The following is a 22519-nucleotide window of genomic DNA, read 5'->3' as shown; positions in this document are numbered from 1 at the left end:
GGTCAGGCTCCTATCCCCTGGAAAATGGACCTGACCATGTCCTCGATCTCGGGAACGCGGTCGTCCAGTTCGTAGCAGAAACGTTCCACGTCGAGGTCGGCCAGGTGAGGCGCGTAGGACTTGAGGATCGACCAGGCTTTTTCCTCGGCGAGGTTGAAGGTTACCCACGATTTCCCGCCGTAGTCGAGCTGACGGACGCAGCAGAAGAGGTCGGCCAGGTTGACGATCGCGCAGAGGGTGGGGTCCAGGGTGGCGTCCTCCGGGGCATGGTGCAGGGCGATCACCTCGCAGTAATCGGCAGGGAAGTTCCACTTCTGTGCGATGCAGAGCCCCACCTCGTTGTGGGAGGTCCCCAAAAACTCGATCTCCTTCTCCACCAGCCGGAAGGGGTGGCCGTGGGTCGAGTCCAAAAGGGCCCGGAAGGCGTCCTGGCGGTAGTAGCTCAGGAATACCTCGCCGATGTCGTGGACGATCCCGACCAGGTAGGCCTTCTCGGTGTCCGGATAGCGGACCCGCTGGGCGATGATCTTGGAGACCACCCCGACGCCGAAGGAGTGTTCCCAGAAGCTCTTGATGTCGAGGATGCCGTCGCGCCCTTCGAAGACGTCCACGAAGGAACAGGTGAAGGCCAGCTCGCGGATATGGCGGAACCCGAGGTAGATGAGGGCCCGCTTGACGGACTTTATCTCGTGGGCCGGCTTGTAAAGCGGCGAGTTTACCATCTTGATGACACGAGCCGCCAGCACCTGGTCGGCCAGTATCATATCCGCCACCTCGTCGAGCTCGACGCCGGGGCGGTCAAGTAGCTCGATGACCCTGGTAGCAACCTGCGGTATGGTGGGGAGATCAACGAAGCTTTCCACCATCTCCTGAGCCGTCTGCATCATGGCTGCCTTTTCCATACCATCATCCTCACTTGTTGTAGGTGAACCCGCCCGGGAAGTGCACGGTTTTGAACTTGTCATTCACCCCGTGGAGCGATTCAGACTGGCCGACGAAGAAATACCCGTACGGCTGCAGGTTGTTGTAGAAGTGCTGAACGACTTTGCTTTTGGAGGCGGTGTCGAAGTAGATCAGGACGTTCGCGCAGAAAATGAAGTCGAAGCTCTTCATGAAAAGCATCTTGTTGTCGTCGTAGAGGTTCAGGTGGTTGAAGCTGGCGAGCTTCTTGACCTCCGGCGAAAGCACGAACCTTCCCGGGCTCTCCTCCTTGAAATACTTCTTGAGGTAGTAGTCCGGGGTGTTGCGTACCGAGTAGCTGCCGTAGACCCCTTCCTTGGCCTGGGCGATCACCGTCTCGTTGATGTCGGTACCGACGATCTCGATGATCCAGTCCTTCAAAAGAGCGTTGCGCTTCTCGAGCAGGATCATCGCCATGGTGTAGGCTTCTTCGCCGGAGGAGGAGCCGGCGCTCCAGATGCGGAGCTTGCGGAAGCCGATCTTGGACTTGGCCGCCACGATCTCGGGAAGGAACTTGTTCTCCAGGGCGCCGAGCTGCGGCATGTTCCTGAAGAAGCAGGTCTCGTTGGTGGTGATCTCGTCGAGCAGTTTCTTCAGTTCGGTGCTGCCGGTCATGCCGGCGCGGACGTACTGGTAGTAATCGCCGTGGCTCTTGCACCCGGTCGCTTCCAGCCTGCGGGCCAGTCTGCTTTCGAGGAAGTATTTCTTGCTGCTGTGAAAGTAGATCCCGCAGACGTTATATATATAGTCCCTGAGCTGCTCGAAATCCTTGTCGGATATCTTCAGGGCCGCTTTCACGTCGATGGGTTTGGTCTCAAGTGCCATTATCATCCCCTCAGGCCGATTTCCTCACGCCGGCGGACTCTCCGCCTCCGATTAGCCCCATCGGGTCTACAATGAGCGCCACTCTGCCGTCTCCCATGATGGTGGATCCGCCGATGCCGGGGAGGTTGGCCAGGAATTTGCCGAGCGACTTGATGGCCACCTCCTGCTGGCCGAGCAGGCGGGAGACCACCAGGCCGACCCGTTTCTCCGCCACCCCGACGATGACCACGTAGCAGGTTTCCCGGTCTTCGCCTGCGTGGGCGCAGTCGAAGGTCTGCTGGAGTCTCAAGAGCGGAAGCACGGAATCCCTGAGCTTCAAGACCTCCTGGCCGCCGACCATGTGGAAGTCGCGGGTGGAAACCCGGAGGGTCTCGATGACCGACGAGAGAGGAATCGAATAGATCTCCTTCTCGACCTCGACCAGCAGCGACTGGATGATGGCCAGGGTGAGCGGCAGCTTCAGGATGAACTCGCTCCCGTGCCCCAGGTCGTTCTTGATCTCGATGATACCGTTGAGTTTCCTGATATTGGTCCTTACCACGTCCATCCCGACACCGCGGCCGGAAAGGTCGGTGGTCTGCTCCTTGGTGGAGAAGCCGGGGAGGAAGATCAGTTCGAGGATCTCGCGCTGCCCCATGGAGGCGAGCTGGTCCTCGGTCACGAGCCCCTTGTCGAGGGCCTTTTTGGAGACCCGCTCAGGGTCGATCCCGCGGCCGTCGTCCTTGATGCTGATGACGATCTGGTTCCCCTCGTGGGCCGCCGAGAGAACGACGGTCCCGACCCGCCCCTTGCCGGCGGCCAGCCGCTCGTCCGGGGTCTCGAGGCCGTGGTCGAGCGCGTTGCGGATCAGGTGAATCAAGGGATCCCCGATCTCGTCGACCACCGAGCGGTCGAGCTCGGTCTCCTCGCCGAAGACCTGGAGGTCGACTTCCTTGCCGAGGTCGCGCGCGAGGTTTCTGACGATGCGGGGGAACTTCTTGAAGACCTTCTCGACCGGCAGCATCCTCATCTTCAGGACCTGCATCTGGAGCTCGCTGGTCACGAAGTTGAGGCGCTTGGAGAGCTTGCCGAAGTCGTCGGTGAAGCCGGAGATGTCCAGGCCGGCCTGGAAATCGCTGTGCAGCTGGATCATCCGGTTACGCTCGAGCACCAGCTCGCCCACCTGGTTCATCAGGTCGTCGAGCCTTTTCACGTCCACCCGGACGGTGGTGTTGTCGGCCAGTTCGTCCCCCTTGGCGGCGGCTGGCTGTTTCGGGGGCTCCTTGGAGGCGGCGGCCGCTTTCGGCTGTGGCGGGGGCGCCGCTTTGGCGGGCTCTTCCTTGGCCGCGGCGGGTTCCTGGGCGGCCGCGGCCGCCTCCTCGAGCGCCTCGGCTGCCTCCTTGAGAGCGGCTTCCTGGGTGACCGGAGCCTCGGCCGCCGGGGCCGGGGCGGGCTCTTTCCTGGTAGCGGACGCGGCCGGAGAGAGTACCGACGCTTCGCCGGCCCCTTCCGAAAGGTAGGGGATCAGCTTGCTGATCACCGTTTCGATGTCCCGCTCGACGATCTCGCCGTCCTTGATGTCGGCCACCAGGGTCTTCACCAGGTCGACCGCCTCGAGGACCACGTCCATGATCTCCGAGTTCAGGGAGAGCTCGACCTTCCTGAGCCGGTTGAGGACGTCCTCGGTCTTGTGGGTCACCTTGACCAGGAAATCGAACCCGAGGAAGCTGGAGGCCCCCTTCACCGTGTGGATCGAGCGGAAGATCCGGTTCATCAGCTCGGAATCGTCGGGGCTCTTCTCCAGGGTGATCAGGTCGTCATCCAGCTTTTCCAAAAGCTCGGTGGTTTCTGCCAGGAAACCTTCTAATAGTTCCTGATCCTCGCAGTCTATAGCCATGTCAATGCTCCAGAGAAAGGGGAGTCCACACCCCTTTGCGGTTTACGAAACGGTGCTGAAGAACCTTCTCTCGTCGGCGGTGAACATCTTCTCCAGGTCGAGAAGCACCAAGAGGCGCTCGGCCTGGTTGATGACCCCGGCCATGCATTCCTGTTCGATGCCGCCCGAGACCACCGGCGGAGGAGGCTGGATCTCCTTGTCGGAGATCCTGATCACCTCGGAGACCTCGTCCACGATGAAGCCCATCATCTCGCCGACCACCTCCATCACCATGATACGGGTCCGCTTGTCGTATTCGGCCTCCATGAGGTCGAACTTCTTGCGGAGCGAAATGATCGGGATGACCTTGCCGCGCAGGTTGATGACCCCCTCCACATAGTGGGGAGTGTTGGGGACCCTCGTGATGTTGAGCATACGGATGATCTCGCGCACCATCAGCACGTTGATGCCGTATTCTTCCTTCTCCAGGTTGAAACTGACCAGCTGGATCAGTTCCCCCCCGGCTTCCTCGCTTTTCAGCTTGAGTGCGGTCGTCTGCATGTCTGCTCCTCCGTGTGCTCGTGGCGGCCCCTGGCGGGACTCCGGGCTGGGCTCTCTTCAATGTCTAATCGGCGCTATCGTCCAAAGGTTAAATGATTTTTTTGCTGTGAATAGGCAGCCGGGGCCCCCCTGCGGGAGCCGGTCCGGAGGGGGGAGGGGAGACCGCCCACCCGGGACAAAAAATTGACGAATATTAATGTTAAAGGAAAAGAATTTGACCGCCGGATTCCGTCAAGTCATTTTATTGACATGCAGGGATAATGAAGCTATAGTTTCCGAGCGATACGGTTTTTTTATCGGTGCAGGAACCGGCAACTTTAGTGGAAATCGGGGAGACAATGGAATCACCCAAGATACTCATTGCGGATGACGACAAGAAAACCAGAGACTTCGTTGCCGCCTTTTTAAGCTACAAGGGTTACCAGGTTTTTCAGGCCTTCGACGGGCAGGACGCCCTGCAGAAGGTGGATCTTCACGACGTGCAGATGGTGATAACCGACATCATGATGCCCCGCGTGAACGGCCTGGAGTTCATCAAGCAGCTGAAGTCGATCCGCCCCGATATCGTCACCATCGCCTACAGCGCCTTCGCCAATTTCGAGATGACCGCCAATCTTTTGAAGGCCGGCGCCTTCTTCTACCTGGAGAAGCCGTTCAACCTCGAGGAACTGGAAACCCACGTAAAACGCGGGCTTGAGCACCAGGCGCTGCAGAGCAAGAGTTTTCGGTCCAAACCGTGCATCAAGAACCGTGCGCTGCTCAACAACATCATCGGGGAGAGCGAGAAGATGCTCTCTCTCTTCGAGATGGTCGAGAAAGTGGCCGGCTCCGACTCCACCGTGCTGATCCAGGGTGAATCCGGGACCGGGAAGGAGCTGGTGGCCCGCGCCATCCACGACCTCTCCACCCGGCTGGAAAAGAACTTCGTGGCCGTCAACTGCGCCGCCATCCCGGACGAGCTCCTGGAGAGCGAGCTCTTCGGCCACGTCAAGGGCTCCTTCACCGGAGCGGTCGCCACCCGCATCGGGCGCTTCGAGATGGCCGACAAGGGGACCCTCTTCCTCGACGAGATCGGGGACATGAAGGCCAACCTCCAGGTCAAGCTTTTGCGGGTGCTGCAAAACCGCGAGGTGGAACCGGTCGGTGCCACCCGGTCCAAGAAGGTCGACGTCAGGATCATCGCCGCGACCAACCAAAACCTCGAGCAGATGGTCTCCTCCAAGAGCTTCCGCGAGGATCTCTACTACCGGCTCTCCGTGATCCCCATCACCCTCCCCCCCTTGAGGGAGCGGGGGACCGACATCGCGCTCCTCCTCAACCACTTCCTGGAGCGTTTCAACAAGGGGAAGCAGAGCAAGGTGCAGGGGTTCGACCGTCAGGTGATGGAAATCCTGACCCACTACGACTGGCCCGGCAACGTCCGCGAGCTGGAGAACCTGGTCGAGCGGATGGTGATCATCAAGGGTTCCGGCCTCATCACCGCCAGCGATCTCCCCGAGAAGTACCGGAGCGGCAAGGCGGCCTCGGTGCTCCGCAGCGACGAGATCACCCTTCCGGACGACGGTTTCTGCCTGAACAGCGCCGTCGAAGAATTCGAGAACAAGCTGATCCTCCAGGCCCTGCAAAAGAGCCGGGGGAATAAGAAGGAGGCCGCCGAGCTCCTCAATCTCAAGCGGACCACCCTGATCGAAAAGTTGAAGAAAAAGAAACTGGTGTACGACGGAGTGCTCAACCAGTAAAAGAGGCACCACGCAATGTCGATTGACCCGGTAGCGGCAGCGCAGCAGGGTTTGACCCCCACCAAGAATTCCACCTCCCCCCAGGGCTCCACGCCCGGGACCCATTTCCAGCAGGTGCTGGAGGGGACCGGGAAGGGAGAGCCTGTTTCTCCGGCCACGGCCGCCGAAATCCTCCGCCTCAAGATGCTGAACTCGGCCATGAACCTCGGGGACGATAACTCCCGCCAGGGAAACGCGGTCAGCGCCGGTGTTCAGAGCCTTCTCGACCGCTTCCTCGAACAGCTTCCCAAGGAGAGCCCGGTGGCCGCCTGGGGAACACCCCAGGGAACCGGACAGCAGGTTGGCGACGCCCTGGAAGGGGATGGCGGCGGATCCGCCGCCGCTCCGGTCTCCGGCGGCCTGGATGGAATCATACAGAAGGCCTCCCAGCGTTACGGGGTGGACGGCGGCCTCATCAAGGCGGTCATCAAGGCCGAAAGCGACTTCAACCCCCGCGCCGTTTCCCCGGTCGGGGCCCAGGGGCTCATGCAGCTTATGCCCTCCACCGCGAGGGGACTCGGGGTCACCGATGCCTTCGATCCGGAGCAAAACGTCATGGCGGGCACCCGTTTTCTCAAGGATCTGCTGAGCCGCTACGGCGGAAACGTCGACGAGGCGCTGGCCGCCTACAACTGGGGGCCGGGCAGAGTCGACCGCCACGGCACCGACCGGCTGCCGAAGGAGACCAGGCTCTACCTCGCCAAGGTCAAGAGCTACTACTCGCAGTACGCCGCCTAGTGGCCGGGCTCTGATGGGGAACCCCATCCTCACCCTGGCCCTCCCCTCGAAGGGTAGGGGGCGCCAATGACGGCACAAAAAAAGCCTCCGTACTTGCAAGTGCGGAGGCTTTTTCCATTTTCTGCCGGACTCTTTTATTCCCTCACGTAGATGTCCTGGTCCGAGCTGCTCACCATCGTCATAACCCGCATGTACTCGTCCTCGATCAGGTCGTGATGCTTCTGGGTCTCGCGGATGACCGTCTCGAAAACCTGCTTCACGTGCTGGTCGGCCATTTCCGAGGCCAGTACGGTGTAGAGATCGATGGTGGCTTTCTCCTCCTGCAGGGCGATCTCCAGTGCCTTTTGCTCGTGAACGTCGGCCGCCAGCACCTCCTCGAGGGCCCGGTGGATGGCCGAGACCTCCTCGACCGGTGCATCGAGGTAGCTGTTCAAGTCACCGAGGTCCCCGCCCACGTAGTGGTCGAAGAAGGCCTTCAGGTGACCGATCTCCTCGTTGGCCAGGAGAGTGAAAACTTTTTTGGAACGGTCGTCCTCCGTGATGGCCGCAGCCTTGCGGTAGAACTCCATGCTCTCCTTCTCGGTCTTGATGGCCAGTTTCAGGGCCTCCTGCAGCGTGTACTGTTTTCCCATGAATTCACCTCCTCACAAGTCATGAATAGCGGGAGAAAGTATATCCAAGGCTGGCCAGAGGTCAAATTCACAGCAGAAAAGGATTAATTATAACGAAAACTTAGGGAATTAATGAGGGTGGCAGTTCGAAGAGCCGTCGGGCATTGGCGGAAGTGGCCCGGGCGAGCTCGCCGGCGGTGATGCCACGGATCGACGCGACCTTATCGGTGATGAACGGAAGGAAGGCGGGGCGGTTGGCGAGCCCGCGGTGAGGTTCCGGGGTGAGGTCGGGGGCGTCGGTCTCCAGGAGGAGGCGGTCGAGCGGGACGGAGGCTGCCACTTGGGCGGGCTTGACCGCGTTGGAGAAGGTGACGGGTCCGGCGAGCGAGATGTAAAGCCCGGTCCGGAGGCAGGCCCGGGCGGTCTCCGGGCTCCCCGAGAAGGCGTGCATGACCCCCTTCACCTTGCTGCCGGCCACCTCGCCGATGATGGCAAGCAGGTCGGCGAAGGCCTTGCGGCAGTGAATGAGGACCGGAAGCCCGAGGTCGCAGGCGAGCGCGAGCTGGGCACGGAAGGCGGCGCGCTGGAGCTCGCGGCCGGGGGACGCGATGAGGTAGTCGAGGCCGATCTCGCCGACGGCGGCGCCGTTACGGCAGTAGCTGCGCAGGGTGGCAAGGAGTTGGTCGTTCCAGAGGGCGGCATGCATGGGGTGGAGCCCGAAGGCGGGAATCAGCCGGGGATGGGCGGCGGCCAGCGATGCGATGACCGGCCAGCCATCGGGGTGGACGCCGGGAACCAGCATCCCTCCTACCCCCGCCGTCTCCGCTTCCGCCAGCACCTCGGGAAGCGAGTCGAGAAGCAGGGGATCGTCGAGGTGGCAGTGGCTGTCGAACAGCATGGCTAGTTGCGCTTGATGCTGGGGTGGTCTTTGAGTTCCTTGATGATCTCGACCTGGCGGCGGAAGAGGTATTGGGAGATGCTGATCTCGGTGGCGAGGGTGAGTTCGATCTGGAAGACGAGACGGAACCCGCTCTTGAGGGGGAGGACCTTCAGCACGGAGGCGGGGACGGTAATGGTGCCGATCGGCAAGGTGACGGAGAGCTCCCCCTGCTGGGTGAGGAGGACGGCCGGTTCGTCGACCACGTTGATGGTGATGCCGGTCAGCGACATGTCGTGGAGTTTTCCCCCGACCGTGCCTTCCGGATAGGTGAAGGTCGCGTAGATCGGATCGGAGAGCTCGACCCGCACCGACATCCTCCTCTCGGCCCGCACCAGGGCGTAGGAAAAGCTGGAGAGAACGACTTTGGACTTCTCGACGTTGGCGTAGTTGGCGTTGGCGATGACGTCCCGCGGGAAGTGGCTGCTCTTGAGGATGACCACCTTCTCCAGGGAGATCACCAGCGCCTGTACCTGGTGGACCAGCAGCTCCGCGTGGGCCTCTTCCACCGTCACGATGTCGGCCTCGTAGCTGACCGGGATCTCGCGGTAGAAGTTCAAGAGCTTCAGGTCGTTTTTGAGTTTTCCTGCCCGTATGGCTGCCAGGGTAGCCAGGATCTCCGCCTGGTCCTCTTTCTCCCCTGCGAGTTGGAGCTTCTGGTATTGGTCTTTCATCCGCCCACCTGGAAAAACTGAAAAAAATGTTGCCCTTTACCCGCTCGCACCAATATAATACGACTCGGTTCGGCGAAGATACCCTCTTCGCCTTTATTTTGTCCAGAGTTTTAATAACGGGAGTCAGTTTAATGCGGTACAACGAGCAGGAGATCGAGAAGAGGCGTACCTTCGCCATCATCAGTCACCCCGACGCGGGTAAAACGACCATCACCGAAAAGCTCCTTCTTTTCGGCGGCGCCATCCAGCAGGCCGGGGAGGTGCGGGCCAGGAAGTCCAACCGCCACGCCACCAGCGACTGGATGGAGATGGAAAAGCAGCGCGGGATCTCGGTCACCTCGTCCGTCATGAAGTTTACCTACCGTGACTTCGAGATCAACCTCCTCGATACCCCCGGCCACAACGATTTTTCCGAAGATACCTACCGGACCCTCACCGCGGTGGACTCGGTCCTCATGGTGATCGACTCGGTGAAAGGGGTCGAGAGCCAGACCAAGAAGCTCCTCGAGGTCTGCCGCCTGCGCCACACCCCGATCATGACCTTCATCAACAAGCTCGACCGCGAAGGGCGCGAACCGCTCGACCTCCTGGACGACATCGAGAGCACCCTCAACATCCAGTGCGCCCCGATGACCTGGCCGATCGGCATGGGTAAACGGTTCCGCGGTACCTACCATCTCTACACCAAGGAGATCTCCTTCTTCGATCCGGACGCCGACCACGGGGTAGGGGAGGTCGTCACCGTCAAGGGGCTCGACGACCCGAAGCTGGACGAGCTTTTGGGAAGCCAGGTCGAGGAGCTTAGGGCCGACGTGGAGCTTCTGGAAGGTGCCGCCCACCCCTTCGATCTCGAGGCCTACCTGGCCGGGAAGCAGACCCCGGTCTTCTTCGGGAGCGCTATCAATACCTTCGGCGTCCAGCAGCTTTTGGACTCCTTCATCGAGAACGCCCCGGGGCCGCTGCCGCGCGAGACGCTGACCCGCACCGTCTCCCCCTACGAGGAGCCTTTCACCGGCTTCACCTTCAAGATCCAGGCGAACATGGATCCCGCCCACCGCGACCGCATCGCCTTTTTCAGGATCTGCTCCGGCAAGTTCGTCCGCGGCATGAAGGTCAAGCACCTCCGGCTGGGGCGCGAGGTCCAGATCGCCAACGCCACCATCTTCATGGCCCAGGACCGCACCAATGTCGACGAAGCCTACGCCGGGGACATCATCGGTATCCATAACCACGGGACCATCAAGATCGGCGATACCTTCACCCAGGGGGAGGACCTGAAGTACACCGGCATCCCGAACTTCGCGCCGGAACACTTCAAAAAGATCCGCATCCTGAACCCGCTGAAATCCAAGGCGCTCGAGAAGGGGCTGGTGCAGCTGGCCGAGGAGGGGACCACCCAGGTCTTCAGGCCGCTCATGGGAGCCGACTGGATCGTCGGCGCGGTCGGCATGCTGCAGTTCGACGTGGTCATGCATCGCCTCGAGCACGAGTACGGGGTCAAATCCGCCTACGAGCCGGTCTCCTACGTGACCGCGCGCTGGGTGACCGGCGACCGTAAGAGGCTCGACGAGTTCCAGAAGAAGGAAGCGATGAGCCTCTACACCGACGGGGAAGGGAATCTCGCCTACCTTGCCGGCAGCCAGTGGCGCCTCGACAATACCATGGAGACCTGGAAAGACCTCACCTTCCACGCCACCCGCGAGCACAGCTAAGAGCCATGTCGTTATCCCCCGACACATCAGCCGCCCAGGCCGCCGCTGGATCTCAAACCGGATCCCTGACCGCCGCCGCCCTCATGGTGCTTGCCGCCGGAATCCTCTGGGGGACCACCGGCACCACGCAGGCCCTGGCCCCGAGCGGCGCGACCCCGGTCAGTATCGGCGGCATGCGTCTCGTCGTCGGCGGACTCACCTTACTGCTGCTGGCCCTGGCCCGCGGCGGGCTGGGAAAACAGCGCTGGCCGCTTCTTCCCACCCTGCTGGCCGGCGCTTTCGTCGCCTCCTACCAGCTCTGCTTCTTCGCGGCGGTAAGCCGGACCGGAGTGGCGGCCGGCACCCTGGTCGGCATCGGCAGTTCCCCGATCATGGCGGGCGTCCTGGGATTCGTGGTACGTGGCGAGCGGCCGGGAAGACGGTGGGTGGTGGCGACCGTGCTGGCCTTGGCGGGATGCGCGCTTTTGGCGGCGGGTGGCGGGGGGATATCGGTCAACCCCGTCGGCATGCTCTTGGCCGTGGCGGCCGGGGTTTCCTACGCGAGCTATACGATAGCGATCAAGGGGCTTCTTCCGGGGCGTTCCGCCGAGGCGGTGATGGCGGTGGTCTTCTGCATCGGGGCGCTGCTGCTTTCCCCCTTGCTTCTAACTTCCAACCTGCAGTGGATCGCGACTCCGAAAGGGGCGACCCTGGTGCTCTATCTCGGCGTGATGGTCACCGCGCTCTCCTACTGGCTCTTCGTCCGTGGCCTGCGGACCGTCCCCGTCGCCACCGCCGTGACCCTCTCCCTCGCCGAACCGCTGACCGCCGCCCTCCTGGGGATATTCTTCCTGGGTGAGCGCCTCTCGATGATGTCCATGAGCGGCATCCCCCTCCTCTTCGCCGGCCTCGTCGTCCTCGCCGGCTCAGTCACCGAAGGAAAATAATACCGCGTCATCCGCGCCTATTCGCGTCCATCGGCGTCCATCGGCGTCCACCTGTGTCCACCTGTGTCCACCTGTGTCCACCTGTGTCCACCTGTGTTGACCTGCAATTGCGTGAGATGAAGTGTAGGTGGGGCAATCCGTGCCCGCGGGCGGCTTTCAAGAGCGTTACGGCTCTTCTCTGCCGCTAATTTTCCAGGCCGAGGAACTCGAGCAGCCGCGGGTACGACGCGTTGATCACCTGTTCCTCCCTGATGCCCGCCGACTGGGCGAGAGCCAGCGCGTCGTCGAAGATCCCGACCGCCTGGGCGATATGGGCGTCGCTTCCGATCATGATGGGGGCGCCGATGGCGGCGCAGATCTTGGCGATCTCGAGGCAGTTCTCGCAGCTCCCCTTCCGGCTGAGTCCCAGCGAAGAATTGTTGATCTCCAGCGCGGTCCGGGTGTCCAGCGCCGCCTTGGCGACGACCTCGTAATGGAGAGGGTAGACGGGATTGCCCGGGTGGGAGATGCAGCGAACGCGCGGATTGGCCATGACCTTCAGGAGCGTCTCGGTGTTGCGGTCCCGGTCCTTGCCGCAGTAGCCGCAGTTTTCGTGCAGCCCTGCCAGCACGAAGTCGAGCTCCTCCAGGACCGGCTCTTCCAGGTCGAGGGTTCCCCGGTCGTCCAGCACGTTGGCCTCGATGCCGCGGAGAATCCGGACCCCGGCGATGGTGCGGGGGATGAAGCGCATGGCGCTGAAGTGGTAGCGATGGGGGCCGCCGGGCATCGAGGGGCCGTGGTCGGTGATGGCGAGCGCTTGCAGTCCGGCCTGGCTGGCGGCGGTGGCGAGTTCGTTGACGGTGGAGTAGGCGTGCCCGGAGGAGATGGTGTGGGTGTGCAGATCGGCGATGATATTCATGACCGGACTATTTCATATGGTCTACAAAATGTCAACAAGGGGCCAAAGTCAAAACCGGTAGAACGCGGATGACGCGGATTGAACGGATTTACGCGGATAAATCTTTTAGAGTTACCCCATCCTCACCCTGTCCCTCCCCTTGAAGGGGAGGGGACCCTTCGGCAGGCAGCTGGCTAGGGGGCAATGACTGTGATTATACGCGGTTTGACTGAAGGCTAACTGAAGGCTGGGGTGGTGGGTTTGGTTTTCCCTTGAATATGGTTTTGCAGTATCCGCGGTAATCCGCTCAATCCGCGTCATCCGCGTTCAAGAGGTTTAGGCAATAAAAAAAGGGGCGCACCTTTCGGTACGCCCCTTCGGGTTCAGCTTGGGGTAAAACTTACTTCACAGCGGCGCCAACAGCTTTGGCCAGGGACAGAGCGGTTTCTTTGTAGGGGTTGGCGAAGAGGATGATGAGGCAGACAACCAGGGCGTAGATAGCGAGGGACTCGATCATGGCCAGACCGATCATCATGGTGGTCAGGATTTTGCCGGAAGCGCCCGGGTTACGGGAAACGCCTTCAACGGCGGATTTAACCGCGAGACCCTGACCGATACCGGTACCGAGGGTACCAAGAGCCATGCCGATGCCTGCTGCCAGAACGCACATAGTAAAAAATTCCATTTGCTTCTCCTTCTAGGTTTTATTTTTCCTAAACAGTATAGGAATCGAAATCGATTTAGTCCGGTTTGTTAGTGCGCGTGCTCCAGCGACCCCTGGATGTAGATCATCGCGAGCAGCATGAACACGAAAGCCTGGATGAAGGAAACGAGCACGCCCATGAGCATCATCGGCAGCGGCACCAGGAACGGAGCCAGACCGAAGAAGATGATGAGCACCAGCTCGTGGCCGTTCATGTTACCGAAGAGACGAAGGGTCAGGGAGATCACGCGGCTGAAGTGGCCGATCAGCTCGATGAAGAGCATCATTGGGGCCAGCCAGGCGATGGGTCCCAGGAAGTGCTTGATGTAACCGGCGCCGTGCTCCTTGAGGCCGACGATGTGGGTGGTCACGAAGACCACCACTGCGCAGGCCGCGGTGGTGTTGATGTTGGCGGTCGGCGGGAAGAAGCCCGGGACCAGGCCGATCAGGTTGGAGACCAGGATGAAGATGGCCAGGGTGGCGATCAGCGGGAAGAACGGCTTGCCGTGCTCGCCCATGGTTTCCACCAGCATGTTCTCTACGCCGCCCACCACGACTTCCATGAAGTTCTGCATCCCGGAGGGGACCGCCTTCATACCCTTGGTGGCAGCCAGGGAGAGGAGCACCAGAAGGGCCATGATCAGCCAGGTGTAGATGATAGCGTCCGCGCCACCCTCACCGATGCCGAGGGGTTTCACCAACTCGCGGAAAAACTGCAGGAATAAAAACGGATGAACCATGCTGCTAGCCTCCTTTACGGACCGACAGATATATTGAAAAGACGATTATGTTGATCACGAGGACCGAAAGCCCGAGCAGGAGGCCGAAGATGCTGGCCTTGAGCTTCACGATCAAAACGTACAGAAGGAGCGCCATGATGGCGAGCCTTAAGAGGTACCGGAACAGCGCGAAACGCGAGGCGTTGGCCGGGAGCTGGTTCAGGGCGGCCTGCAGCCCCTGTCTGATCCAGAGGAAGTTGGCCGTCGCCAGCACTCCCCCGGTGAAAAGGGAGATCCCGAACCTCGGGGAGACCGAGAGCGCGGTAGCCGCGCCGGCAACCGCCGCCAGAGCGAGGCTGCCGATGACCAGCCGGGGGAAGATGTTATCCTCGTTTATCGTTGTCCGGCCCGCCATTGCGCATTTCTTTCCCGGCGATTACCCACAGGTTTCTGAAACCCGCGGCGATGCCGAAGAAAAGAAAGATGAAAAAGAACCACGGTTTGGTGCCGAGCCAGGCGTCGACCTTGAGGCCGATGAAGACCCCGATGGCGATGGCGACCGCGAAGGCGATCCCCATGGTGGAAACCATGCCGAGCGTCTTGAGCAGGCCCTTCTTATCCTCGTCCATGTCGACTGACCTCACTCTCCGCGGCCAGCGCGGACGAAAACCTAGGCTAAATAGCACGGTTGTCTACAAAATGTCAATTAATTTTGCCGCTAGGGGGTAATTAATTAACGACTTATCTCACCGGGCCGTCTCCCTTTGCTCCCCTGCGGGCGCACCCTCCACCGGCCGGCCGGGGCGGAGGGCGGGAGAAATTTCGGCCGTTGCGTGCCTCGGCGGCGTGGTTAAACTGATAGAGAATTTTAACGCGAGCTATGGAGGGACACGGCCGGCGTGCCCGCGCCGGATCCCTCCCGCGGAGGTGACCATGTCAGCGATGCTAGGCGAGATGCTGCTGAAGGTGGGGGCCCTGAAACCGGAACAGCTGGATCAGGCCCTCCAGGCCCAGGCGATCTATGGCGGCAGGCTGGGCACCAACCTGGTGGAGATGGGGTTTCTGAGCGAGGAGGAGCTGGCCCGGGCGCTCTACGAGAAGCTCGGAGTCCCCTGCGTGGAACCGGCGCAACTGAACGGCCTTCCCCCGGAAATGCTGGCCCTGATACCGGCCGAGCTCGTGGCGCGCTACCGGGCTCTCCCGGTGGCGGCCTCGGGGCGGCGGCTCACCGTCGCCATGGCCGACCCCTCCGACTTCCGCGCCATCGAAGAGATCGGCTTCGTCACCGGCATGGTGGTCCAGCCGCGGGTCTGTTCGGACCTTCGTCTCTCCCTTGCGCTCGAGCGCTACTACGGGATCAAGAGGGCCGTCCGCTACATTCCGGTGGAGGGGGGCGCGCGCTCGAGGTATGCCAACCCATCCTCCCCGGAGGGGGTGGCCAGCGACCGCGGCGGCGACCCGATGGCCGGCGCGCACTGGGAGGAGGAAGAGGAGCCGCTCGATGCGAGGCTCCTGGCCGAGCGTTTCTCGTCGGCCACCACCGCCGCCGAGGTCCTCTCCATCCTCATGCGGTACCTCGCCTCCGAGTTCGACGTCGGCGCCTTCCTCAAATTGAAGGGTGGGGCGGTGAGCGGGGTGCGCGCTCTGGGCGCGGGAGTCGATCCCGAGCGGGCCGCGGCCTTCGCCTCACCGGTCGGCGAGATCCCCCTGCTGAAGTCGGTGGCCGAAGAGCGCTCCTTTGTGGTGGGCGAGGTCGTCACCGGAGACGGCAACGACAAGCTCTTCAGCGCCCTCGGGGTCGCCGCGCCGGCGGTTGCGGCCCTGCTCCCGGTTTCCCTCGACGGCCGGGTCGCCGCCGTCGTCTGCGTCTGCGACCGTCAGGGGCGCCTTTCGGGAGGGGCCTTCGACCTGCAGCGGGTGACCTCGATGGCCGAGCTTGCCTTTGCCATGACCTGCCTCCGCAAACAGATCCACAGCTGCTGAAAGCCTCTGCCTGCTGAAAGCTTCGGCACCCGCCGGGCGGGGCTGCCGCCGGAAGCCGCGGCAGCTCGCCTCGCCTCCCTTCAACCCCCGCCGCCCTCCACCCGAAACTAATCCGGCCCGATTTCTGCAGAGAACTCCCGGTCTCCGGCCGGCCCCGCCCCCGTCTTACTCTTCGGATCCGCCCTCGCCGCGGCAAAAAAAGAGCCCCTCCGCTTGGTCATCGAGACGTCATCAACTACACTATATTCAGGTGTTGCAATTCACATAGGGCTGCTGATAGTATCACCCACCGCTCAAAGCACGACCCAATCCATGGTTATGCCGCAGCCCTGTTAGGAGAGGTTAGACACATGTATTTCCTTGTTGTAGAAGACGAAGCAAGGGCCGCGGCCCAGGTTCAGAAAGGTCTTGCCGAAATGAGTATCATGTCGGACCTGACCAATAACGGCCTCGAAGCTGTGAGTATGGCCCAGAAAAAAGAATACGATCTGATCATCCTTGACCTGATGCTCCCCGGGATCAACGGGCTGGAAGCCTTGAAGAGGATCCGCGGGCTCGGCATCTCCACCCCGGTCATCATCCTGACCGCCCGCGACTCGGTCCACGACCGGGTGACCGGGCTGCAGAGCGGGGCCGACGACTACCTCGTCAAGCCGTTCTCCTTCTCGGAGCTCATGGCCCGCATCCAGGCGCTGCTTCGCCGCGGCGCGGTGGTGCAGCAGGACGAGATCCGGGTTGCGGACCTGGTGGTGAACTTCTTCGCCCACCGGGCCTCCCGCGGCGGCAAGAGGCTCGACCTGACCCCCAAGGAATTCGCCCTCCTTTCCCTTTTGATCAGGCGTAACGGCGAGGTGCTTCCCCGTTCCCGCATCGCGGAGAGGATCTGGAATCTCGGTTTCGACAGCAACCTCAAGATCGTGGACGTGAAGATGGGGAACCTCAGGGCTAAGGTGGACGAGCCGTTCGAGAAGAAACTGATCCATACCGTGCGCGGGGTAGGGTACGTGCTCGAGGACCGGGATGCCCCGCAGGAATAAAGTCCCCCAAAAGCCGGGCCGCAACTGGTCGATCGCCAGGCGGCTCGCCATCCTGCACATCGCCGCGGTCTGCATAAGCTACGTCCTCTTCGGCCTGGTCTTCTACGGCGCCCGCACCAACCAGCTCCGTAACGCCGACCACAAGATCTTCCGGCAGGAGGTCGCCGGCATTACCCGGATGCTGCGGGAGCCCAACGCCCTCGAGCTGGTGGGGGAGGAGCTCCGGTCGCAGCTCTACGAGCCCGACGACGTCCACCCGCTGCTCCGCTTCATCGACCGTGGGGGGCGTGTGGTCCGGGAAAGCCCCGCCATGGGGACCCGGCTTCCCCGTTCGGCCTTCGTGCCGCTGCCGAAAGACAACCGCATCAACCTCTGGAAAAGCGGCGACGGCGACTACTTCCAGCTCGCGGTGATCCCTCTCGAGGAGAACCAGCTGACCGGGAAGGGAGGGGTGCTGCAGGTCGGGGTGACCGCCCGCGAGCAGCGGACCATGGGTGTCACCCTCCGCTACTCCATGATCGCCTTCATCGGGTGGGGGCTTCTCTTCGCCTTCATCTGCTCCCATTTCATCGTCTGGCTTGGGCTCAAGCCGCTGGAGGACATCTCCCAGACCGCCCTGAGCATCACCAAGCGCGAGCTCCACACGAGGATCGATCACTCCACGCTCCCGGTGGAGCTGGTCTCGCTGGCCGAATCCTTCAACAGCATGCTGGCCCGCCTGGAGGAGTCCTTCGCCCGGCTTTCCCACTACTCGGGTAACCTGGCCCACGAGCTGCGCACCCCCATCAACACCCTCATGATGGCCGCCGACATCGCCCTTTCCCGCGAGCGGAGCGCCGAGGAGTACCGTGCGGCGCTGACCGCGAGCCTGGAGGAGTTCGGCCGGCTCTCCTCCATCATCGACCGGATGCTCTTCCTGGCCCGGGCCGACATCGAGAAGCAGGACCTCTTCCTGCAGCCCCTCGAAGCCGCCAGCGAGATCGAGAACCTCTTCGACTACTACCTGGACGCCGCCGAGGAGGCGGGGATCGAGCTCACCACCAGCGGTAATGCGACCATCCTTGCCGACCAGACCCTCATCCGCCGCGCCCTCAGCAACCTGATCCGCAACTCCCTGGCCCACACCCCCGCGGGGGGCAGCGTCTCGGTCTCCGTCCGGCAGGGGCCGCAGTCGACCACCGAGATCACCATAGCCGACACCGGCTGCGGCATCGACCCCGTCCACCTTCCCCACATCTTCGACCGCTTCTACCGGGTGCAAAACGACCACGAGAAGGTGCGGGAGGGGACCGGCCTCGGCCTGGCCATCGTAAAGGCGATCATGCAGATGCACCTGGGGAGCGTCGAGATCGAAAGCGAGCCGGGGGTGGGAACCCGGGTGACCCTCTCCTTTCCCCCCGCCGAAAATGGAAAACTGACAGTTTTCTAATCTACCTAATGCCGATTCGTTAACGTCCCATTGCCTCCCCGTTGCGCAATAAAGTGCGTTTTAGCGGAGGGTTACCGCACCAGCGCGGAATGGTGGCGGCGGCCATTCCCGCTTCCGTAAACGGAGAGGCGCCGGACGCTTGTTTTTCTCACCTTTCTTCATCCCTTCTCTTACCGCACTCCCCCGCGTACCGTGTAAAGCCCCGTAACCACATTGCCATCTCTCCCGTTTCCTCCCGCCCCGCGGCTTCTTGGCCGGCCGTTCCGCCAAATGACTGGCGCATATTTTGCAGAACAGGGCCGATCTTTCCCGTTCTCGGAACGCTGCAATGGCTAGCAATATCAGCATGAGGTTATGTCAAAGGGGTGGGTATTATGCTCAAGAAAAGTTTAGTGGCTCTGCTGTGTCTGATCTGTATGTCGGCCCTCTATGCCTGGGCGTACTCGACATACTATGTCAGAACGAAAACCGTCAACGCAGGGGGGACGGTCACCGTCCGTAACGGCATCCCGCTCTCGGGGTACGGCTCCATCCGGTACACCAACTTCACCACCATGGGGGCGGTGAGCGTGGTGGTGGCCCCGGACGCCACCCACAAGATCATGGCGGTCACCAGGAACGGGGCACCGGTCTCCATCCCCGATCCCACCCTCCCGATGGTGGTCGACTTCTACAAGAACGGCCCGAGCTCGACGGAGACCCAGTCGCTCGAGGCCACCTTCGCGACCCGCAGCCTCTCCGGCGCTTCCGCCAAGACCTGGCAGCTGCAGACCGAGAACGGCAACGTGGGGGGGAACATCACCACCACCCGCGGGGCCGAGGCACCGGTCGTGCTGGCCACCGCCGGCAAGGTGGTCATGAAGAACTACACCGACACCACCCCGGTGACCGTTAAGGTGACCCCGGTGGCGGGCTACAGCATCAAGACGGTCACCCTCAACGGCGTCAAGGTGACCCTGGACGCCGACTCGAGCTTCACCGTCGACCCCGCCTCCGCCAGCGGGAAGATCTTCCTGGTAATTGCCACCTACAGCAGGAACCTCATGTCCATCCAGGCCGCGAGCGTGACCGGCGGCACCATCACCCCCTCCCCGGTCAACGTCGCCTACGGCGGGATGGCCGGCATGACCGTCACCCCGACCGGGACCAACAACCTGGTAACCAAGGTCACCGTGACCGGCGCCAACCCGACCACCTCGGTGGTGATGCAGGACGGCCGCGGCAACCAGACGGCCCCCTTCCGCGGCCCGGTCAAGATCATCATCTCCAACGACACCAGCAGCCTGATCACGGTCTCGGCCGAGTTCGGCAGGGACTCCACCAACGAGGTGCTGAGCTCCTGCGCCCTGACCTGCCATCTCACCGCCAGCCAGACCGTCCAGCAGGTCCCCTCGCTCTGGCTCGCCTCCCTTCACCGGCAGAACCAGATCGACTGCGTGGTCTGCCACACCACCATGCCCGGCCCGATCGTCCGCGAGTCGGTGAGCGCCACCACCTTCAAGGTCACCGCCGCCAAGGCGGGTACCGTCGGCGATTACTACTGCGTCCGCTGCCATGCGCCGGCGATCGGGAGCGACTTCGAAGCCTCGCCCCACAAGGCCAACGGCTTCGTCTGCACGACCTGTCACAAGCAGGGGGTCCACAACCCCGGCCTGTCGCCGACCCTGTGCGCCGACTGCCACGCCACCACCGGTATCGTGGTCAATCACCCCTTCCCGATGGGAAGCTCCCCCTGCCTCGCCTGCCACAATCCGCACTCCACGGCGGCGAGCGTCGCCGGGGCCACCTCGGCGCACTTCTACAACAGCACCACCGCCCAGGCCTCCTACGTGACCGCCAAGGCGACCTGCATGGACTGCCACGTGGACGTCCCCGGTAACGCGACCGTGCGTGGCCAGTGGGCCGGCAGCGGGCACGCCGCCACCGCCGACGCCCCCTTCAATGCCTACGACTTCAAGACGAAGGACGGCTGCGTGAAGTGCCACACCACCACCGGCTTCGTGGCCTTCTCCTCGGGCAAGGTCACCAAGGCCTGGGGCCAGGCGGGCGATCCGACCAAGGAGGTCATCACCTGCAAGGCCTGCCACAGCGACGTCGGCAACGGCGTGGTCCGGGTCCGCAAGCCGGTGGCTCCTTTCGATGTGGATCCCTCGCTCAACCACGACATGGCCACCTCCAACCTCTGCGTAAGCTGCCACAGCGGCCGCAACAACGGGGCGAGCATCCAGGCCAAGGCCGGGACCGCCGATTTCACCAGCCTCCCGTTCATCGCTCCGCACTACCTGGCGGCGGGCGCCACCGTGCAGGGTAACGGGGGCTACCACTTCCCCGGGGGGAGCTACAGCTTCTACTCCTCCAACTCGCACCGGCTGGCCGGCATGGACGACCTGAAGGGGACCGGCACCAGCGGCCCCTGCGTGGCCTGCCACATGACCTCCCCGGAGAAGCACAGCTACCAGGCCGCCACCCTGGACGCCAACGGCAACGTGAGCGGCATCGCCGCCGGGGTCTGCGCATCCTGCCACGGCAATAACCTGACCGTGGTAGGGCTGGCCGCCGACCAGTCCGCCCTCAACAACGCCCTCAACGTGCTGAAGGCGATGCTGCAGTACAAGGGCTTCACCTATTCGCCCAACTACCCGTACTTCTCTGCCACCAGCTGGGGCTCCGGCCAGGCCGGGGCCAACGCGATGGGGGCGGCCTTCAACTACAAGTACCTGGCCGCCGACCCGGGGGCCTTCGCCCACAACCAGGCCTACGCGAAGAGGCTCGCGATCGACTCCATCGACGTCCTCTACAACGGCCAGCTGACCGGCTCGATCGACTCCGCCCTGAACGCCCTGGTCGACCAGGGGCTGATCCAGCGGGCCGACGCAAATGCCGTCACCGCGTTCCAGAACAAGAGCGCCTGTACGAGCTGCCACAGCAACACCACCGGCAGCCACACCGCCCACCTGAACACGACCATGCGCACCATCACCTGCGCCGACTGCCACAGCGCCACCGCGGCATCCGCCACCGCGCTGGTGGCGGGCGGGGGGCTCCACCTGAACGGCCGCACCGACCTGGTGCTGGCCAACGGCGGGACCTACTACGCCCCGAACTGCTCGGGGGTCTACTGCCACTCCAACGGTAAGGGGAGCTACCAGAGCCCGGTGTGGAATACCGCCAACACCTCCGGTTGCGACTTCTGCCACCCGCTCGCCTCCCTGAGCGGCTCCCATGCCGCCCACATCGGGATCGCGGCCCCCACCGTCTACGGCTCGACCGCCAACAACTCCACCGCCAGCGAGTACCGGTTCGGCTGCGGCCTGTGCCACCCGACCGACGTGGCGAGCCACCTGGACGGCAGGGTCACCGTCTCGCTCATCCCGTCCAGCGACGGCTCCTTGAAGAGCAAGAACAGCCCCTCCGTGGTGGTCTCCGGGGTGGGGAATACCGGCTCCGGCATCGCCGGTACCCCCGGGGTGAGCGTGACCTGCTCGGCCGCCTACTGCCACTCCAACGGCGGCGCGGGCGGCTCGCTCTTCTACACCGTCTCGCCGGACTGGTACCATCCGGAGCTCTACACCGGTGACCGCTGCGCGATGTGCCACGGCAACTCGCCGGCCACCGGGGCCCACCAGGCCCACGTGGTCGGGGTCCACTACAAGCAGATCTTCGACGGCACCGGGGCACTCCTCCCGGCCGCCGGCCAGCCCGGCACCGCGGCCGGCCACGGCGACCCGAACCAGTCGACCACCATCAACTGCGACCTTTGCCACAGCGCCTCGGTCACCAACAACGCCAACGACAACCACCCCGCCTGCACCTCGTGCCACACGGGGGTCGGCTCCCCGGCCAAGGGTACCCCGATCCTCGACAAGGGGATGCACCTCAACGGGACGGTGGACATCGCCCTCAAGGCGGTGACCCTGGTGTCCAAGGCGCAGGTACGGCCTTCCGCCTTCAGCAGCTACTCGGCCATCTGGACCAGGAACAACGGCAGCTACAAGACCGGGGTCACCTCCTACGACGTCGGGAAGCTCCCGCTCAACGCCGGGATCTTCAACAGCGGCGACAAGAGCTGCTCGAACATCGCCTGCCATAACGGCGGCACCCCGAAATGGAATGGCGGCGCGCTCTCCTGCGTCGACTGCCACTCCGCTCTCTAGGTAAAGAGTAAGGCCGGGAACGAAACGCTTACTTGAGAAT

20 protein-coding genes are annotated in these 22519 nt (G+C 62.9%); 8 read left to right on the top strand and 12 right to left on the bottom strand.

Translation table 11 applies throughout. From position 1 onward, the window contains the following. Positions 1-2: 2 nt before the first annotated feature. From L4X63_RS03405 to L4X63_RS03390, 4 genes are read right to left on the bottom strand one after another with little or no spacing between them, the layout of a single operon-like run. Entirely contained in the window at positions 3-902 is a 900-nt protein-coding gene (locus tag L4X63_RS03405; protein WP_250677183.1) for an HDOD domain-containing protein, read from the bottom strand. A 10-nt stretch (positions 903-912) separates the two neighbouring features. Further along, positions 913-1785 carry a CheR family methyltransferase gene (locus L4X63_RS03400; RefSeq protein WP_250677182.1) on the bottom strand — a complete coding sequence of 291 codons (873 nt, stop codon included), beginning with the start codon at positions 1783-1785 and terminating at the stop codon, positions 913-915. Positions 1786-1795: 10 nt separating this feature from the next. Further along, the gene (locus tag L4X63_RS03395; RefSeq protein WP_250677181.1) at positions 1796-3661 is read right to left on the bottom strand and encodes a chemotaxis protein CheA; all 1866 of its coding nucleotides are present in this window, start codon (positions 3659-3661) and stop codon (positions 1796-1798) included. A 42-nt stretch (positions 3662-3703) separates the two neighbouring features. After that, positions 3704-4201, bottom strand: a complete 498-nt coding sequence (locus tag L4X63_RS03390) for a chemotaxis protein CheW (RefSeq protein ID WP_250677180.1) — start codon at positions 4199-4201, stop codon at positions 3704-3706. A gap of 338 nt (positions 4202-4539) precedes the next feature. On the opposite strand from L4X63_RS03390, the gene L4X63_RS03385 reads away from it, so the two are divergent. Then, complete coding sequence (locus L4X63_RS03385; RefSeq protein ID WP_250677179.1) at positions 4540-5940, top strand: sigma-54-dependent transcriptional regulator; 1401 nt, start codon at positions 4540-4542, stop codon at positions 5938-5940. A gap of 15 nt (positions 5941-5955) precedes the next feature. Then, positions 5956-6717, top strand: coding sequence for a transglycosylase SLT domain-containing protein (locus L4X63_RS03380; RefSeq protein ID WP_250677178.1), 762 nt, complete (start codon positions 5956-5958; stop codon positions 6715-6717). Positions 6718-6851: 134 nt separating this feature from the next. On the opposite strand, the gene L4X63_RS03375 is transcribed toward L4X63_RS03380, so the two are convergent. From L4X63_RS03375 to L4X63_RS03365, 3 genes are all read right to left on the bottom strand, one after another. Next, positions 6852-7349, bottom strand: a complete 498-nt coding sequence (locus L4X63_RS03375; RefSeq protein WP_250677177.1) for a ferritin-like domain-containing protein — start codon at positions 7347-7349, stop codon at positions 6852-6854. Positions 7350-7449: 100 nt separating this feature from the next. Beyond that, positions 7450-8226, bottom strand: a complete 777-nt coding sequence (locus tag L4X63_RS03370; protein WP_250677176.1) for a TatD family hydrolase — start codon at positions 8224-8226, stop codon at positions 7450-7452. 2 nt (positions 8227-8228) lie between these two features. Then, complete coding sequence (locus L4X63_RS03365; RefSeq protein ID WP_250677175.1) at positions 8229-8939, bottom strand: PilZ domain-containing protein; 711 nt, start codon at positions 8937-8939, stop codon at positions 8229-8231. Positions 8940-9070: 131 nt separating this feature from the next. On the opposite strand from L4X63_RS03365, the gene L4X63_RS03360 reads away from it, so the two are divergent. Both L4X63_RS03360 and L4X63_RS03355 read left to right on the top strand, forming a co-directional pair. Next, on the top strand, positions 9071-10651 hold the full coding sequence (locus L4X63_RS03360) for a peptide chain release factor 3 (protein ID WP_250677174.1): 1581 nt from the start codon (positions 9071-9073) through the stop codon (positions 10649-10651). Between the two features lie 5 nt (positions 10652-10656). Further along, on the top strand, positions 10657-11577 hold the full coding sequence (locus tag L4X63_RS03355) for a DMT family transporter (RefSeq protein ID WP_250677173.1): 921 nt from the start codon (positions 10657-10659) through the stop codon (positions 11575-11577). Positions 11578-11761: 184 nt separating this feature from the next. On the opposite strand, the gene L4X63_RS03350 is transcribed toward L4X63_RS03355, so the two are convergent. The 5 genes from L4X63_RS03350 to L4X63_RS03330 form a co-directional block, all read right to left on the bottom strand. After that, positions 11762-12475, bottom strand: coding sequence for a phosphatase (locus L4X63_RS03350; protein ID WP_250677172.1), 714 nt, complete (start codon positions 12473-12475; stop codon positions 11762-11764). A 379-nt stretch (positions 12476-12854) separates the two neighbouring features. Next, positions 12855-13139, bottom strand: coding sequence for an ATP synthase F0 subunit C (gene atpE, locus L4X63_RS03345; RefSeq protein WP_250677171.1), 285 nt, complete (start codon positions 13137-13139; stop codon positions 12855-12857). A 68-nt stretch (positions 13140-13207) separates the two neighbouring features. After that, on the bottom strand, positions 13208-13897 hold the full coding sequence (atpB, locus tag L4X63_RS03340) for a F0F1 ATP synthase subunit A (RefSeq protein ID WP_250677170.1): 690 nt from the start codon (positions 13895-13897) through the stop codon (positions 13208-13210). 4 nt (positions 13898-13901) lie between these two features. After that, entirely contained in the window at positions 13902-14291 is a 390-nt protein-coding gene (locus tag L4X63_RS03335; RefSeq protein ID WP_250677169.1) for an ATP synthase subunit I, read from the bottom strand. After that, positions 14260-14505, bottom strand: coding sequence for an AtpZ/AtpI family protein (locus tag L4X63_RS03330; RefSeq protein ID WP_250677168.1), 246 nt, complete (start codon positions 14503-14505; stop codon positions 14260-14262). The genes L4X63_RS03335 and L4X63_RS03330 overlap by 32 nt, the downstream gene beginning before the upstream one ends. 304 nt (positions 14506-14809) lie before the next feature. Here L4X63_RS03330 and L4X63_RS03325 point away from each other — a divergent pair, with 304 nt between their 5' ends. From L4X63_RS03325 to L4X63_RS03310, 4 genes are all read left to right on the top strand, one after another. Then, positions 14810-15859: a GspE/PulE/PilB domain-containing protein gene (locus tag L4X63_RS03325; protein WP_250677167.1), complete on the top strand. Its 1050-nt coding sequence runs from the start codon at positions 14810-14812 to the stop codon at positions 15857-15859. Between the two features lie 350 nt (positions 15860-16209). Beyond that, positions 16210-16896, top strand: a complete 687-nt coding sequence (locus L4X63_RS03320; protein ID WP_250677166.1) for a response regulator — start codon at positions 16210-16212, stop codon at positions 16894-16896. Continuing rightward, positions 16880-18325: a heavy metal sensor histidine kinase gene (locus L4X63_RS03315; protein WP_250677165.1), complete on the top strand. Its 1446-nt coding sequence runs from the start codon at positions 16880-16882 to the stop codon at positions 18323-18325. Before L4X63_RS03320 ends, L4X63_RS03315 begins: the two co-directional genes overlap by 17 nt. 416 nt (positions 18326-18741) lie before the next feature. Then, a complete protein-coding gene (locus L4X63_RS03310) occupies positions 18742-22479 on the top strand; it encodes a CxxxxCH/CxxCH domain c-type cytochrome (protein ID WP_250677164.1) in 3738 nt (1245 codons plus the stop codon). Positions 22480-22519: the final 40 nt, after the last annotated feature.

Origin of the sequence: Geomonas sp. Red32 (genome assembly GCF_023652955.1) — a bacterium.
GTDB lineage: Bacteria > Desulfobacterota > Desulfuromonadia > Geobacterales > Geobacteraceae > Geomonas.
This window is presented reverse-complemented; position numbering and strand designations above follow the sequence as displayed.